Annotated in this window: 12 protein-coding genes; 6 read left to right on the forward strand and 6 right to left on the reverse strand. The window is 70.4% G+C overall.

Going from position 1 to position 15,327, the window contains the following annotated elements; genetic code table 11:
- Positions 1–7 precede the first annotated feature (7 nt).
- Genes AB0B86_RS06005 through AB0B86_RS06025 form a run of 5 tightly spaced genes read left to right on the forward strand, consistent with a single transcriptional unit; the run spans position 8 to position 2,800 of the window.
- Positions 8–211 carry a hypothetical protein gene (locus AB0B86_RS06005; protein WP_357404848.1) on the forward strand — a complete coding sequence of 68 codons (204 nt, stop codon included), beginning with the start codon at positions 8–10 and terminating at the stop codon, positions 209–211.
- 5 nt (positions 212–216) lie between these two features.
- Positions 217–663 carry a TadE family protein gene (locus AB0B86_RS06010; protein WP_357404850.1) on the forward strand — a complete coding sequence of 149 codons (447 nt, stop codon included), beginning with the start codon at positions 217–219 and terminating at the stop codon, positions 661–663.
- A complete protein-coding gene (locus tag AB0B86_RS06015; protein ID WP_357404852.1) occupies positions 660–1,127 on the forward strand; it encodes a TadE/TadG family type IV pilus assembly protein in 468 nt (155 codons plus the stop codon). Before AB0B86_RS06010 ends, AB0B86_RS06015 begins: the two co-directional genes overlap by 4 nt.
- Entirely contained in the window at positions 1,124–1,573 is a 450-nt protein-coding gene (locus tag AB0B86_RS06020) for a hypothetical protein (protein ID WP_357404854.1), read from the forward strand. Before AB0B86_RS06015 ends, AB0B86_RS06020 begins: the two co-directional genes overlap by 4 nt.
- A 15-nt stretch (positions 1,574–1,588) precedes the next feature.
- Positions 1,589–2,800: a LysM domain-containing protein gene (locus AB0B86_RS06025; protein WP_357404856.1), complete on the forward strand. Its 1,212-nt coding sequence runs from the start codon at positions 1,589–1,591 to the stop codon at positions 2,798–2,800.
- A 79-nt stretch (positions 2,801–2,879) separates the two neighbouring features.
- Here AB0B86_RS06025 and AB0B86_RS06030 read toward each other — a convergent pair whose 3' ends face one another.
- On the reverse strand, positions 2,880–3,734 hold the full coding sequence (locus AB0B86_RS06030) for a DUF2231 domain-containing protein (RefSeq protein WP_357404858.1): 855 nt from the start codon (positions 3,732–3,734) through the stop codon (positions 2,880–2,882).
- Between the two features lie 177 nt (positions 3,735–3,911).
- Here AB0B86_RS06030 and AB0B86_RS06035 point away from each other — a divergent pair, with 177 nt between their 5' ends.
- Positions 3,912–4,727 carry a crotonase/enoyl-CoA hydratase family protein gene (locus tag AB0B86_RS06035; protein WP_357404860.1) on the forward strand — a complete coding sequence of 272 codons (816 nt, stop codon included), beginning with the start codon at positions 3,912–3,914 and terminating at the stop codon, positions 4,725–4,727.
- Here AB0B86_RS06035 and AB0B86_RS06040 read toward each other — a convergent pair.
- From AB0B86_RS06040 to AB0B86_RS06060, 5 genes are all read right to left on the reverse strand, one after another.
- The gene (locus AB0B86_RS06040; protein ID WP_357416289.1) at positions 4,714–8,457 is read right to left on the reverse strand and encodes a discoidin domain-containing protein; all 3,744 of its coding nucleotides are present in this window, start codon (positions 8,455–8,457) and stop codon (positions 4,714–4,716) included. The genes AB0B86_RS06035 and AB0B86_RS06040 overlap by 14 nt on opposite strands.
- A 185-nt stretch (positions 8,458–8,642) precedes the next feature.
- The gene (locus AB0B86_RS06045; RefSeq protein WP_357416292.1) at positions 8,643–11,522 is read right to left on the reverse strand and encodes a discoidin domain-containing protein; all 2,880 of its coding nucleotides are present in this window, start codon (positions 11,520–11,522) and stop codon (positions 8,643–8,645) included.
- A 136-nt stretch (positions 11,523–11,658) separates the two neighbouring features.
- Positions 11,659–13,257: a glycoside hydrolase family 13 protein gene (locus AB0B86_RS06050; protein WP_357404866.1), complete on the reverse strand. Its 1,599-nt coding sequence runs from the start codon at positions 13,255–13,257 to the stop codon at positions 11,659–11,661.
- Between the two features lie 140 nt (positions 13,258–13,397).
- Positions 13,398–14,285: a carbohydrate ABC transporter permease gene (locus AB0B86_RS06055; RefSeq protein WP_357404868.1), complete on the reverse strand. Its 888-nt coding sequence runs from the start codon at positions 14,283–14,285 to the stop codon at positions 13,398–13,400.
- Positions 14,286–14,296: 11 nt separating this feature from the next.
- Positions 14,297–15,253 carry a sugar ABC transporter permease gene (locus tag AB0B86_RS06060; protein WP_357416297.1) on the reverse strand — a complete coding sequence of 319 codons (957 nt, stop codon included), beginning with the start codon at positions 15,251–15,253 and terminating at the stop codon, positions 14,297–14,299.
- Between the last annotated feature and the right edge of the window lie 74 nt (positions 15,254–15,327).

Here is a 15,327-nt window from a genome sequence, read left to right on the forward strand (position 1 = left end):
AGACGCCATGCCCATCCTCAGCTACCTGCACGTCGTGTTGACGACGCGCCTGGCAGAGCTGCGCCGCGACGGCGAACGCGGCGACAGCCCGGTGCCCACAGCGGTGATCATCGCCGGCCTGGTCGCCGTTGCCATGGCCGTCACCGCGCTGGCCCTGACCAAGGCTCAGGACTGGATGGACAACATCCCGGGCTACGAGGTGCCGGAGTAGCCGCGATGTGCCGAGCCGCGTTCTCGAGGTGGTGCCGGGCGGTCAGCGCCGCCCGGCGCCGCCTCGCGGCCGGCGACCGGGAGCGGGGTGCCAACCCGGTGGAGCTGGCCGTGATGATGCCGCTGATCCTGGTGCTGCTCTTCGCCTCGATCCAGATCGCGGCCGTCTTCCTCGCCCGCTCGACCGCGTTGAACGCCGCGCAGAGCGGGGTCAACGCCCAGCGGTCCTACCAGGCGGCGAATGGCGCCGGCGTGGACAGCGCCACCCGGTTCCTCCAGGCCGCCGGCGGCTGGCTGGTGGGCTGGGACACGCCCGGCCCGACCTGCGTGATCATCGACGACGCCGAGGTCACCTGCACGGTGAGCGGACGGTCCCTGTCGGTGGTGCCGGGCGTGGACTTCGCGGTGCAGCAGACCGCCCACGGGACGGTGGAGAGGGTGACCGAACCATGAGCCGCACCGGCGAAAGGGGCTCGGTCTCCATCGAGGTGGCGGTGCTCGCCCCGGCGTTCATCGCGCTCATGGTGCTGGCCGGCGTCGTCGGGCGGACCGCGGTGGCGGCGGAGGCGATCGAGGCCGCGGCGCACGACGCCGCCCGCGCCGCGTCGATCTCCCGGGACTCCGTCACGGCCCGGGAAGCCGCGCGGGAGGCCATCCAGGATCAGCTGGACTGGCACGGGTTGGCCTGCGCCAACGACCTGGACCCGGAGTTGACCGCCACCGTGGGCGGCGCCCCTACCGACTTCGATGACGCCTTCAGCAGCACCATCGGTACGGACGCGACTGTCACAGTGACGCTCGTCTGCCTGGTGTCGTTCCAGGACATCACGCTCGACATCCTGCCCGGGATGCCGGACCAGCGGCAGATCAGCGCGACCTTCACCTCGCCACTCGACCGTTACCGGGGTCGACAATGACCGCCGCGTCGGCCCGGCGCACCCACTCGGGCGAACACGGCCGGGTGAGCATCTTCCTGGCGGTGACGATGATCGGCGTACTGGCCATCGTGGGTCTCTCCTACGACGGCGCCGGCCAGCTACGCACCCTGCAACGCGCCGAGAACCTGGCCGCCGAGGCTGCCCGGGCCGGCGGTCAGGCCATCGACCGGGCAGCCGCGATCGACGGCCGACCGACCCGGATCGACGAGGGCGAGGCGCGCGTGGCCGTCGCCAACTACCTGGCCGCCGCCGCGGGCACCAGCGGCCACACGGTGAGCTTCCCCGAGATCGCCGGGGAGACCCAGATCCGGGTCACCGTCACGATCACCTACAACCGCACGATGCTCGGACTCTTCGTCCAGGAAAAGACGGTCACCGTCACCGGCGATGCGACCGCGCGGGCCATCACCGCAGCAGCACCGTAGGAAGGGAAGGCAGCCATGCCCGTATCGGCTGGGTCCGTCGTACGGCGGACCGGACGCGTCCTCACCGGCCTCGGCGCGCTGGTCGTGCTGTGCGCGCTGTTGTTGGGGGCACCGATCGCGTTGCTGGCGTTCGCTGGCAATCCCCTGCCTGATCACCTGCCCACCCTCGCCGAGATCGGCACCGCGCTGACCAGCCGGGACGACGGCCAGCTCTTCCTGCGGGCCCTGGCGGTGGCCGGCTGGTTCGGCTGGGCCACGTTCGCCTTCTCCGTCCTCGTCGAGTTGGGGGCGCAGAGCCTGCGCCGCCCGGCGCCGAAGCTGCCCGGGATGGGTCGCCAGCAGAAGGCCGCCGCCGCGCTGGTCGGCTCGGTCGCGCTGATCCTCGCCGCCAGCCCGGCCGCCGCCAGCGCCGCGGCGGTCTACGGCCCCTCGGCGTACGCGAGCCCGAACGCACCGGCCACCGCCACCCTGGCCACGCCGCCCCGGGTGGGCGCGACGCCCGACACGGCAGCCCCGATGGCGCGGACCGGGCCCATCGGCCGGGTCGAGACAGGGCTCGCCGCACCCGGTGGATCGACAGCCCACGACGGTGCCGTGCCGGTGTACCGGGTGGCGCGGGGCGACTACCTCGGCGAGGTGGCCGAGCGTTACCTGGACCAGTTCGACGACTACCGACAGCTCGCCAAACTGAACAAGCTCGACGACCCGGACCGCATCCGCCCCGGTCAGCTGCTCCGCCTGCCCGCGGAGGCCGCCGACCAGGGCACCCGGCAGCACGCCACCGGACGGCTCGTCGGCCGGCCCGCGGCACCGAAGCCGCCAGCGCCCCGACCGGCACCCGAACAGAGCGCACCGGAGCGGCCAGCCCCACCACCACCGAGCGGTACGGGTTCGACGGGTCAGCCGCCGACGATGACCGTCGGCGCCTCCCGAGCCAGCGTCGAGGACCGGGTGAACCGACCGCTCGCCGTCTCGGCCGTGCTGGCCGTGGCGAGCATTGTCGGCGCTCAGATCGGCGCGGTCCTGGGGCTGCGCCGCCGCCCGGCCACCGCCGGAGCGGCTCCCCGGTTGGCGGCGCCCGCCGGTGCACCGGCTTCGGGTGGGGGCGACGGTTGGGCTGACGAGGGTTGGGTGGACGACGGCGCCGGAGGCGGCCTGCTCGACGGCGGGCACGGCCTGGACTCCGTAGGGGACGGACCGTCGGTCGGCCGACACCGACGTAGCTGAGGCGTGCCGCCCGGGCCGTCGCCCGGCGGCAAGCTGGCACCCGGTGCGGGTCCACCTCCGGGCGGAAGCCCGGCGGGGATCAGGGCAGGCGGGTCTGGAGTACGCCGTTCTGGATCCGGGTGGGCAGGATCTGCTGGTCGTTGCCGGAGGGCCCCTGCACGACCTCGCCGCCGTTGAGCCGGAACGCGCTGCCGTGCCACGGGCAGACCACGCAGGCGTGGCCGTCGATCTCCTGCACCTCGCCCTCGCCGAGCGGCCCGCTCTGGTGCGGGCAACGCTCCAACATCACTGTCACCTCGTCACCGTGCCGGTAGAGGATCACCGAGATGTCGTCGTCCACCTCTTTGGTGATCAGGGTGCGCTGCGGCAGCGTCGCCATGTCGGCGAGCGAGTGCCAGCCGTCGGTCATCCGGTGCAGCTCGGAGACGCTCTGGTTGACCTGCGCCCCCTGCTTGTACGCGAGGTGACCCCCGATGTACGCCCCGAGGCTCACCGTCGAGAGCCCGAGAAAGCCGAGTGCGCGGCCGACACCGTGCCGACCGGACAGCCGGGCGGCCAGCGAGCCGGCGTACAGCGTCAGGCCGACGGTGTTGGCGGCGGCGTGCACGAGGCCGACCCGGCGCTGATCCCGGGCGAGTGCCGCCCAGTCGTTCAACCCGGCTACCGCTGCCGGCACCGCGCTGACGGTGCCCAGGCCGACAAGCACGGTGGCGGGTCGACGTTGTCCGGACATGAGGTCCAGCACTGCGGCGCTGATCCACGCGCCGACCGGCACCTGCACCATCGCCGGGTGCAGTGGATGCCCGAGGGTCACCCCGTGCAGCAGGTCCCGCAGCCGCCGCGGACGCAGCGTGCCGAGGACAACGCGCTGCAACCGGTCACCGGTCCGGTCCAGCTGGGACGCCTGCTCAACTTTCGTCAAAAGTGCTCGCACGAGTACCGACTTCCCGGCGGAGGGCGCCGCAAACCGGTCTCCGGCGACAAATTCGTCACCGAGCGCGATCTCGCGGTTGCCGCCTGCACCGAACCGCCCAGACCGGGCCGGACCGCCACAGACGACCCAAGATCGACCGGGATTGTGGGTGGGAGGTGCGGCGGGCATGCTGGGTCGATGGGTGTGCGGGTGGAGCGGGCCGGTCCGGTGACCACTGTCGTGCTGGATCGGGTCGCCGCTCGCAACGCCGTCGACGGGCCGACGGCCCGGGCACTCGCGGACGCCTTCCGAGCCTTCGACGCCGACCGGGACGCGGCGGTGGCGGTGCTCTGGGGGGCCGGTGGCACGTTCTGCGCCGGAGCCGACCTCAAGGCCCTCGGCACGCCGAGCGGCAACCGGGTCGAGCCGGAGGGGGACGGCCCGATGGGCCCGACCCGGATGACGCTCAGCAAACCCGTGATCGCGGCGATCTCCGGGTACGCGGTGGCGGGTGGGCTCGAGTTGGCGCTCTGGTGCGACCTGCGGGTCGCCGAGTCCGACGCGACGCTCGGGGTGTTCTGCCGCCGCTGGGGGGTGCCGCTCATCGACGGTGGCACAGTGCGGTTACCCCGGCTGATCGGCGAGAGCCGGGCGATGGATCTGATCCTCACTGGCCGTCCGGTGCCGGCCGAGGAGGCGTACTCGATGGGGTTGGTCAATCGGTTGGTGCCGCCCGGCCAGGCGCGGTCCGCCGCCGAGGAGTTGGCGGCGACGATCGCCCGGCACCCGCAGACCTGCCTGCGCAACGACAGGGCCTCGGTGCTGGCGGGCGGTGGTCGCGGCGAGCCGGAGGCGCTGGCTACCGAGTTGGCGTACGGGATGGCTTCGCTCGCCACGGATGCGGCTGCCGGCGCGGCCCGGTTCGTGGCTGGCGAGGGACGGCACGGCACGATGCCGCCGGGAGGAGTGCACCTCCCGGCGGCATCCGGTGCGGGTCGGCTCAGTTGCGGTTGATGGTGAAGGTCGTCGTGGTGTTGCGGATGTCCACCGCGTTGTTCGTCAGCCGCAGGTTGTTGAAGGTGACCGAGCCGACCGCCGGGCCCTGACCGGGTTCGGGCATCTCGTTGGCCCAGACCGCGAAGCCCGACTTGGCGTCGAACGCGTCACCGCTCTTGCGGGCACCGCTGATCGAGATGTTCGTGAAGACGGTGTCGGTGATCGGGTTCTCCGGCTGCGAGCCGTTGTACTTGGTCTGGAACATGATTCCCGAGTACGTCGGATCGACGATGTCCACGTCGGACACCCGGATGCCGCGGAACTCCTTGGACGCGGAGAAGACCCAAATCGCGGGGAAGGTCTGCGATCCCCAGAAGTGCCCACCCGCCCGGATCAGCGAGATGTTCTGGAACTGGGTCGGTGGGCTGGCCCCGAACCCGATGAACGGGTAGCCGAAGTCCAGCGAGCTGATGGTGATGCCGGAGTACGTCAACATGTCCGCGATGTAGAGGTTGCGGAAGATGTTGTTGTAGCCCCCGTACACCGCCAGCCCGGCCGCCCGCCAGGTGAGCGTGGCGGTGAGGTTCTCGAACACGTTGCCGTTGTTGCCTGTCGACGCGCCCTGGTCGGTGGCCGAGAAGAGGGCGAACGCGTCGTCACCGTTCGACCGGCCCTCGGTGTTGGTGATCAGGTTGTTGGTGCTGCCGTTTGTCAGGTTCACCCCGTCGGCGAAGGTGTCCCGGAAGCGGCTGTTCTTGATGGTCAGCCCGCTGACGCTCACCCCCCAGTACGCGCAGACGGTGTGCTCGACCCAGACGCTGTCCAGCGTCATGTTGTCGACGTCCTTCAGCTCACCCCAGACCTTGCCCGGCCCGTCGATCCGGTTCGTGTAGTTGCCGAAGAAGGCCAGGTGGGAGAAGGACGAGCCGCTGGCCGAGGACTCCACCCGGAAGCCCGCGTCGGTGTTCTGCTGACCGGTCGGTGTCTGGAAGCGGGTGTACCACATACCCGCGCCCGTCACGGTTATCGGCTTGCCGTACACCTGGAACTTCTGCGCGGTCTCGTACGTGCCGGCCGGCAGGTAGACGCCGATCAGGTTGCCTGTGGTGTCCATCCGCACCGCGTCCAGCGCGTTCTGCACGTCCTGGTGGCTGAAGCCGGACGGCACCCGGTAACGGGTCGGGTCCGGGTTGGCTCGCGGCGCGACAAGCTCCAGGTTGATGAAGTCGATCGCGTACGTGGTGGTGTTGGCCGGGTCCTTCTGGAGGCGGATCCTGCTGCCGGCCGGGATCGTCGAGTTCAGCATCACGTTCGCCTCGTCGTACAGGTGGCGAGGCGGACCGGCACTCGGCGAGTCACTCGGGCTGGCCTCCGCGCCGTAGAGCCAGATGTGCTTGGAGGTCAGGTTGATCGGCTTGTGCAAGGTGCCGTTGACGTAGATGTTCAGCGTCGAGTCGATGCCCCCGCCGCCTGCCGAGTCGGGGATGGAGAAGCGGGTGACGAGCGTGTTCGTGGCCGCCCGGGTGGTCCACTCGACGTACGCGCCGGTGCTGTTCAGGGTCACCGCACGACGGCCGGACGCCTCACCGCCGAGGTTGCCGATCTCCCGGTTCGGGCCGACCTGCCCCGCGCCGCCGCCGGTGGTGCCGTCCTCGGCCTCGTACATGTCGTAGCCCAGATTCGCGCCGCGCCCCACGAAGAGCGGCCGGTCGCTTGTGTTGTTGGTCTGCTTGACCGGCAGCTCGTTGCCGTCCACTGCGAGCACCACCCGGACTGTGTACTTGCCGTTCGCGGCGGTCCAGGTGCCCAGGTTGATCGGGCCGACAGTCGCACCGGCGTTGATCACGCCGGAGTACGAGCCAGTCAGGGTACGCACGGCGGTGCCGGACTCGTTGAGCACGGTAAGGGTGATGCCGTGCGCACCGGACGCGGACGCCTGGTTGCCGGCGTTGCGGATCGACACCGAGAAGGTGACTGTGCTGCCCGGCGGCGGGTTGCCCGGCGACCAGTCGACAGCCGAGGCGACCAGGTCGGAGCTGGCCACCGCGCCCACCACCAGTGGGCTGGGGTTGGAGTAGCTGTTGTTTGTGTCGTCCTGCTCGACGACGGTGTTCGACTCGTCGACCTTCGCGCTGAGCGGGTAGCTACCCGAGTCGCGGGTGCCGATGCCGGCGCTGACGGTGGTCGACGCGCCGGCCGCGAGGCTGCCGACCGAGGCGGTGCCGACGCGGGTGGAGCCCAGGTAGAAGTTGACGTTGGTCGCGGCGGAGGCCGCCGAGCCGGCGTTGCGCACCGTCGCGGAGAGCGTGATGGTGCTGGTCTCCACGGGCGCGGACGGGCTGAACGACATGCCGGTCACGGTGAGGTCCGGGTTCGGCGCGGGGGTGCCGAAGACCTGGAACTCGGCCACCTGCCCGGCCGGTGCACCGGTGTTCGAGGCGATCGAGAGCCGCACGTCGGCTGCCGCGCCGCTGACCGGGATGGTCACCGTGTTGCCGCTGGCCGGGTTGAAGGTGTAGTTCGCCGCGCCCACCACTGTGGTGAACGTCGACGAGCCCTGGTCCCGACCGAGGACTGTGATGTTCTGGGTACGCGTGCCCCAGGCCGAGTCCGGGTTCAGTTTCAGCACGACCTGGCTGAGGCTGGCGTTCGCGCCGAGCTGCACGGTGAGCGTGCTCGGGTTGCCGTTGCCCTCCCAGTAGGTGGCCACGTTGTTGTCGTTGGCGTTGGTGGCCACGAACGTGTGCACGAACCCGGAGGCGGTGATCGGCTTGCCGACCGCCAGGTTGCTCCCGGTGGGTGGGTTACCGGTGCCGGTCCGGGTCACCGTGTTGCTGTTCGCCGACTGGTTGCCGGCCGCGTCCCTGGCCCGCACGTAGTACGAGACCGTGGCGGTGTCCGCCTGGCTGTCGGTGTAGGTGAGCGTCGAGCCGCCGACGCTGCCGCGCAGCGCGCCGCCCGCGTACACGTCGTAGCCGGTCACCCCGACGTTGTCGGTGGACGCCGACCAGGTGAGCCGGATCTGCCCGCTGGCGGGCTGGGTGTACGCCAGGTTGCCGGGGGCGCTCGGCGCCTGGGTGTCGGTGCTGCCGGTGGCGCCGTACACCTCGACCTCGGAGAGCTGCGCCGCCGGCCAGCCGGTGTTGCCGGTGACCTGCACGCGCACGTAACGCGTGCTGGCGGCGGTGAAGCTGACCGTCGCGGTGTTGCCGCTGCTCGGGTTGAAGGTGTAGCCGGCGGACGCCTTCAGCGTGCTGAACGTCGAGCCGTTGGTGGAGCCCAGCACCGACAGGGTCTGGGTGCGGGTCTGCCAGTCCGACGACGGGGGCAGCTTGAGCACCAGCCGGTCGACGCTGACAGTGGCGCCCAGGTCCGCCTGGATCCACTGCGGGAACGCGTTGTTGGCGCTCTCCCAGTAGGTCGACGCGTTGCCGTCGTTGGCGTTGCCGGCCACGTAGTTCTGGTTGTAACTGCTGGCGGTCATGGTGGCCGAGAGCCCGGCGAGCAGGGCCGCGCGGGCGGAGCCCGCCGGGGCGGAGGCGGGCGTCGCCGCCGGGGCCGCGGTCGCGGGGGTGACGGCGGGGACGGCGGCGAGGAGCAGTCCGGCGAGCGCCCCGGCGAGCAGCCGCCGGGCCGGCAGTCGGCCGGACCGGTGGGCGCGGTGGGCGCGGTGGGCTCGGTCGGTTCGGGGGACGGAACCGGGCGAGCTGGCACGCGGGGTGCCTCGGGTGGTGCCGTTTCTGGACATGGGTGGCTACACCTCTTTCGGCTGTGGTGTGGGGTGCGTTGCCCGGCGACGGGTGCAGGGGTACGCCCGTCGTGCCGCGACAGGTGGGGGACGGTGCGGTGCGGGACGGGTGCGGGCGGGCCGGCGCCGCGCTGCGCCGGGCCTCCGACCGGTGGCCCCCGCCCTGCTCGGCGGGGGCCGTCGGCCTAGCTGGAGTAGACCTCGAACTCGCTGAGCTGACCGGCCGGCCAGCCGGTGTTGCCGGTGACTGTCAGCCGCAGGTACCGCTGGCTGGTCGCCGTGAAGGTCACCGTGACCGTGTTGCCGCTGGCCGGGTTGAAGGTGTAGCCGGCGGACGCCTTCAGGGTGCTGAACGACGAGCCGTTCGTGGAGCCGAGCACCGCGAGCGTCTGGGTACGCGTCTGCCAGGCCGACGACGGTGGGAGCTTCAGGACGACCCGGGAGACCGAACGGGTGGTGCCCAGGTCCACAGTCAGCGACTGCGGGAATGCGTTGTTGGCGCTCTCCCAGTAGGTGTTCGGGTTGCCGTCCACCGCGTTGGGGGCGGCGTACACATCGGAGTGGCTGGTCTCGGTGATCGACCGCCCGGCCGCCAGGTTGCCGCTGGGCGGCGGGGTGGTCGGGGGTGGGGTGGTGGGCGGCGGGGTGGTCTGCGTGCCGCCGTACACCTCGACCTCGCTGAGCTGCGCGGCCGGCCAGCCGGTGTTGGCGGTGACGGTGACCCGGACGTAGCGGCGGTCACCGGTGGGCAACCCGATCGACACGGCGTTGCCGCTGCCGGGGCTGAAGACCCGACCGGCGGACGACGCAAGCGTGCTGTACGACGAGCCGTCGGTGGAGCCGAGCACCGACACCGTCTGGGTGCGCTGCTCCCAACCACTCGGCAGCTTGAGCACCACCCGGTCGACCGATCGGGACGCGCCCAGGTCGACGGTGATCGACTGCGGGAAGGCGTTGTTGGCGCTCTCCCAGTAGCTGCCCGCGTTGCCGTCCACCGCGTTGCCCGCCGAGTAGTTCTGGTTGGTGCTTGTCGCGGTCGTCGACCGGTTCAGCGCCAGGTTCCCGCCGGTGGGCGGCGGCGTGGTCGGGGGCGGCGTGGTCGGGGGTGCGGTGGTGGGCGGCGGGGTGGTGGGGCCGGTGGTCGGTGGGGTGCTGGGGCCGCCACCCCACTGCGGCTCGGGCCACGGTCCGCAGTACGGGGTAGACGTGTACCAGCCGGAGTTGCCGCTGCCCTGGGTGATCTGGAAGCCACTGCCCACACAGTTGTGCATCGGGTTGCTCTGCGCGATGTTGGTGGCCCGCACGTTGGTGAAGGACACCTGGCTGGGCGCCTGCACCTGGAGCGCGTACGTGCCGGCGCCGTCGATCCGCACGTTTGTGAGATTGATGCCGCTGGTCTGGCCCTCGATCCAGTGCAGCGCCGCGTACGAGCTGTCCAGGATGTCGGTGTCGGTGATGTTGATGGTGGCCTGCTGGAACGCCTCGTTCAGGGCGGAGAACCAGATCGCCCCGACGCCGAAGTTCCAGTTGTAGTCCGAGTTGCCGTTGCGGATCAACGTGTTCCGGGCGATCGTCCAGGTGCCCCGGACCGCGGTGTCGCCCTGCACCCCCGGGTAGCGGTTCGCGACGTGGATGCCGCCGCCGTTGGTGAGCGAGTCGGCAGTCACATTGTCGGTGATCTTGATGTCCCGACCGCCGTAGCTGACCAGGTGGTTCGCCAGCAGGGTCACGCCGATGGTGTTGTGGGTGAAGGAGTTGTTGACGTTCGGCACGCTCTGCGCCCACATCGCCAACGCGTCGTCGCCGGTGTTGCGGACGAACGTGTTCGTCACAGTCGAGTTGGTCACCCCGGTGTGGAAGTTCACCCCGTCGGCGGTCTGGTCCAGGATCCGGCTGTTGCGGATGGTGAAGTTGTCCATCGGGCCGTCCATCCACGCCCCGACCTTGGTGTTCTCCAGCCACAGGTTGTCGACCACCGAGTTGGTCATCGCCCCGCCCAGGGCGTTCACCTGGTCCTCGTCCACCCGCTCGCGGATGTCGCCGATGATGGCGAAGTCCCGCAGTGTGACGTTGCGGCTCGGTCCGCCGGCCTCGTGCGACCGGATCTCCCCCGTGTACCCGCCGCCGGGGACGTACTTGCCGTAGATGCCGGCGGCCCGCTTGCGGTCGGTGGGGTGCCGCCCGCCGAGCACCGAATACCACGGGCCCGCGCCACGCACTGTCACCCCGTCGACCACCACGTGGTCCCAGAGGGTGAACGTGCCGGTCGGGATCCAGACGGCCCGGCCCTGGGCCTTTCCGGCGTCGACAGCCGCCTGGAACTTCGCCGTCGAGTCGGTCGCGCCGCTCGGGTCGGCGCCGAAGTCGGTGACCACGTCGATGACACCGGAGGGCTTCGTGATCGCCGGGGCGACCAGCTCGAAGTCGGCCAGGTCGATGGTGAACGAGGGCGACTGGGCCGTCGAGGAGACCTGGAACCGGATCTTCGTGCCGGCCGGCTGGGTGCTGCCGAACATCGCCCGGGTCTCGTCGTAGAAGTGGTGCGGGTTGGTGTCGCCCGGGTTGTTGTTGAACGGGTATCCGCCGTAGTACCAGCCGTACCTCGACGTCACCGGGACCGACTTCAGCAGCGACCCGTTGGCCCGCAGGTCGATTGTGGCGTCCCGGCCGGTGCCGGCCGAGCTGTCCGGCAGGCTGTACCGGAAGGTGACAGCGTTGGCCGGCGCGGTGAGGGTGAACTCGACGTACTCACCGACGCTGTCGAGGGTGACCGCTTCCCGGCCGGACGCCTCGGACGGCAGCGTGCCGTAACGCCGGTCGGGGCCGATCTTCGAGCCGTTGTGGGCGGCCTCCTCCGCCTCCTGCTCGACGAACGGGACGGTGGCGCCCCGGCCGGAAATGTCGAAGGGGGACAACCCGGCCGCCGAGGCCGGAGTCGCGGTGCCGGTGATCGCGAGGACGGTCACCGAGGTGGCGGCGAGCAGGGTGGCAGCGATGGCGGCCAACCCTGCCCGGGTCGGGTGTCGAAGGTGGTGCGGGGTGCCGGTGGTGGTGTGGTTGGCCATGAGCTGCGCTCTCCCTTTCGTCAGGCAGGCCAGATCCCCCCGTGTCGGTGCGGCGCGTCCCCCCTCGTTCCTCCTTCCGTTCGGGTGGGGTGGTGCCGGCGGCCGGGACAGGCCGCCGGCACCACGGCGAGCGGTGTCAGGTCTGGTCAGCCGCCTTCGCGGTCCGCAGCCAGACTGCGGTGTCGGACGGCAGTAACCCGTCGTCGAGCGGCCCGCTGGCCAGCAACAACTCCCCCTCGGCTGGCATCGGCACCGGCGCGTCGGAGAGGTTGACCAGGCAGCTGAAGCCGCCGCCACGACTGAAGGCGAGCACCCCGTCCGGGGCGGGCAGCCAAGTGAGTTCCCCGTCGCCAAGCGCCGGGTCGGCCCGCCGAGCCTGGATCGCCGCCCGGTACAGCTCGAGCATCGAGGCCGAGTCTCCGGTCTGTGCGCTCGCCGTCCGGTCCTTCCAGTCGGCCGGCTGCGGCAGCCAGGGCGCCGCGGCACCGGGCGGACTGAACTCGAACGGTGGCTCGTCACCAGCCCACGGCAGCGGTACGCGGCAGCCGTCCCGGCCCGGGTCGACCCGGCCGGACCGCTCCCACATCGGGTCCTGGCGCAGCGCGTACGGAATGTCCTCGACCTCGTAGAGGCCCAGCTCCTCGCCCTGGTAGACGTAGGCGGCGCCGGGCAGCGACAGCGACAGCAGTGCGGCGGCCCGGGCTCGGCGGGTGCCCAGCTCCAGGTCGGTGGGGATGCCCTCGCGCTTGGCCGCGAAACTGAACCTGGTGTCGGCCCGACCGTAGCGGGTGACGTGCCGGGTGACGTCGTGGTTGGAAAGCACCCAGGTGGCCGGCGCGTTCACCGGCGCGTGCGCGCTCAGCGTCCCGTCGATGCTCTCGCGCAACGCGGAAGCGTCCCAGGCGCAGCCGAGGAAGTCGAAGTTGAACGCGGCGTGCAGCTCGTCCGGGCGCAGGTAGTTGGCGAACCGTTGCCGGTCCGGCAGCCACACCTCACCGATAAGCGCCCGGTCGGCGTACTCGTCGGCGACCCGTCGCCAGCCGCGGTAGACGTCGTGCACCCCGTCGAGGTCGTGGAACGGGTGCGGTTGGTCGGGCTGGACCTCGGGCAGCGTCGCGTCCTTGACCAGCAGCCCGGCCGAGTCGATCCGGATGCCGTCCACTCCCCGGTCGAACCAGAACCGCAGGATGTCCTCGAACTCCGCCCGCACCCGGGGGTGGTCCCAGTTGAGGTCCGGCTGCTGCGGGGCGAACAGGTGCAGGTACCAGTCGCCGGGGGTGCCGTCCGGGTTGGTGGTGCGCGTCCAGGTCGGCCCGCCGAACTCGCCGACCCAGTCGGTGGGTCGCTGGTCGCCGTTCGGACCCCGGCCGGGCCGGAACCAGAACAGGTCCCGCTCGGGTGCGTCGGGCCCGCCCGCGAGCGCCGCCTGGAACCAGGGGTGCGCGTCGGAGCAGTGGTTGGGCACCACGTCGACGATGGTCCGGATGCCCAGCGCGTGCGCCTCGGCGATCAGGGCCTCCGCCTCGGCGAGGGTGCCGAAGACCGGGTCGATGTCCCGGTAGTCGGACACGTCGTAGCCGGCGTCGGCCATCGGCGACGGATACCAGGGGCTGAACCAGATCGCGTCGACGCCGAGCGCGGACAGGTGGTTCAACCGGGATCGAATGCCGGCGATGTCACCGATGCCGTCACCGTTACCGTCGGCGAAGCTCCGGGGATACACCTGGTAGATCACGGCTCCACGCCACCACGGACTTCTGTCAGCTGTGGACACGAGCACCTGCTTTCTGCGTCAGTACGTCGGCGGGTCCGCCGGACCTGGGTAGGTATCGGGCGAACGGTCGTTGTTCGCCGCGCGGGAGGGTGCGGTGGTGGCTAACCCTTGATGCTGCCCGTGGTCAGACCGGACATGATGTTCCGTTGGAAGATCAAAAAGATGATGACAGTCGGGATCGCGGCGATGACCGACGCGGCGATCACCACGTTCATCGGGGTGCCACCGGCGAAGGTGTAGATGCCGACGCTCACCGTCCGGGTCTCCGGCGACGGCATGACCAGCTTCGGCCAGAGGAAGTCCTTCCAGACCGCCGTCACCGCGAAGATCGAGACGACGCCGAGGATGGGGCGCGACAGCGGCAGGATGATCGACCAGAGGGTACGCAGCGACGACGCCCCGTCCATCAGGGCCGCGGCCATCAACTCCTCGGGGATCGAGTCGAAGAACCGCTTCAAGAGGAAGATGTTGAACGCGTTCGCGACCATCGGCAGCCAGATCGCGAACGGCGAGTCCAGCAGGTTGATGTGCAGGATCGGCAGGTCGAGCACCGTCACGTACTGCGGGACGATGAGGACCATCGCCGGGATCATCAGGGTCCCCAGCATCAGGGCGAGGATCGCGTTGCCGAAGATCGGCCGCAGCTTGGACAGCGAGTACGCGGCGGCGCTGTCGAGGACGAGCTGGAACAGCACCGCGCCGATGGCGTAGTAGAAGGTGTTGAACAGCAGCTTGGCGAGGGCCAGGTTGTTCCAGGCGTCGATGTAGTTCTGCGGCTGCGGATCCTTCGGGAACAGTGACGGCGGCGTCTGGGCGATCTCCTGGCCGGATTTCAGCGCGCCGGTCACCATCCAGTAGAGCGGCCCGAGGAAGACGAGCGTGAAAACCGCCACGACGACGACAAGCAGCGTCCAGTAGATGATCCGGCCGCGGCCCCGGGTGAGCTGGGCCTGGGAGATGAGGGTCCGGGTTCCGGAATCCTGTGCCATTCCTCGCCGTCCTAGTCCTGTTTCGCAGTCAGCCGCACGTACACGGCGGAGAAGCCGGCCAGCACCACGAGCATGATCACGCCCAGCGCGGCGGCGCCGTTGAGGTCGTTCTGGAAGAACCCGTGCTGGTAGATGAGGTACGCCACCGAGGTCGCGGAGTCCTCCGCGCCCGCGCCGTTGGCGAGGATCAGCGGCTCGATGAAGAGCTGCATGGTCGCGACGATCTGCAGCATCGCCATGAGCGCGAGGATCAGCCGGGTCTGCGGGATCGTCACGTGCCGGATCCGCCGCCAGATCCCGGCGCCGTCGAGCTCGGCCGCCTCGTACAGCTCGCCGGGGATGTTCTGCAACGACGCCAGGTAGATCAGCACCGCGCCGCCCATGCTCATCCAGGTCGACGCGACCACCATGGCCGGCATCGTCATCTCCGGCGACTGCATCCACTGCGAGGTGGGCAGGTGCAGCGCCGTGAGGATCGCGTTGAACAGCCCGGCCTCGCTGGGGTCGTACGCGTAGAACTTGAACAGGAACAGCGCCGAGGCCGGCGGCAGCATCACCGGCAGGTACACCAGGATCCGCAGGTACCCCTTGGCGTGCCGGAACTCGTTGAGCAGGATCGCCACGAAGAACGGCACCACGTATCCGAGGCCGAGCGCGAGCACCGTGAAGTAGAAGGTGTTCTGCCAGGCCGTCCAGAAGCTCGGGTCGGCGATGATGCGGGAGTAGTTGTCCCAACCCACCCAGGTGGTCTCACCACGACGGGTGCGCTGGAAGCTCATCACGATGCCGCGGACCATCGGGTACCAGGAGAAGACGACGAAGCAGAGCACCGCGCCGATCAGGAACGCGTGCCCGGTGAGATTGTCCCGTACCTTGCGGCCGAGGCTCGTGCGCTGCGCCCCGGCCGGGTACGCGGACGGCGGGCGGCCCGGTTTCCTGGGGGTCTCCGGGACGACGGTGATCGCCAAGGCAACTCCTGGGTGAGTGAGTGACGTCGAGATGCGGTGCGGGTGGTGTGGGGGCCGGGTCGGCGTTCCCGGCC

Origin of the sequence: Micromonospora sp. NPDC049047 (genome assembly GCF_040649135.1) — a bacterium.
GTDB lineage: Bacteria > Actinomycetota > Actinomycetes > Mycobacteriales > Micromonosporaceae > Micromonospora.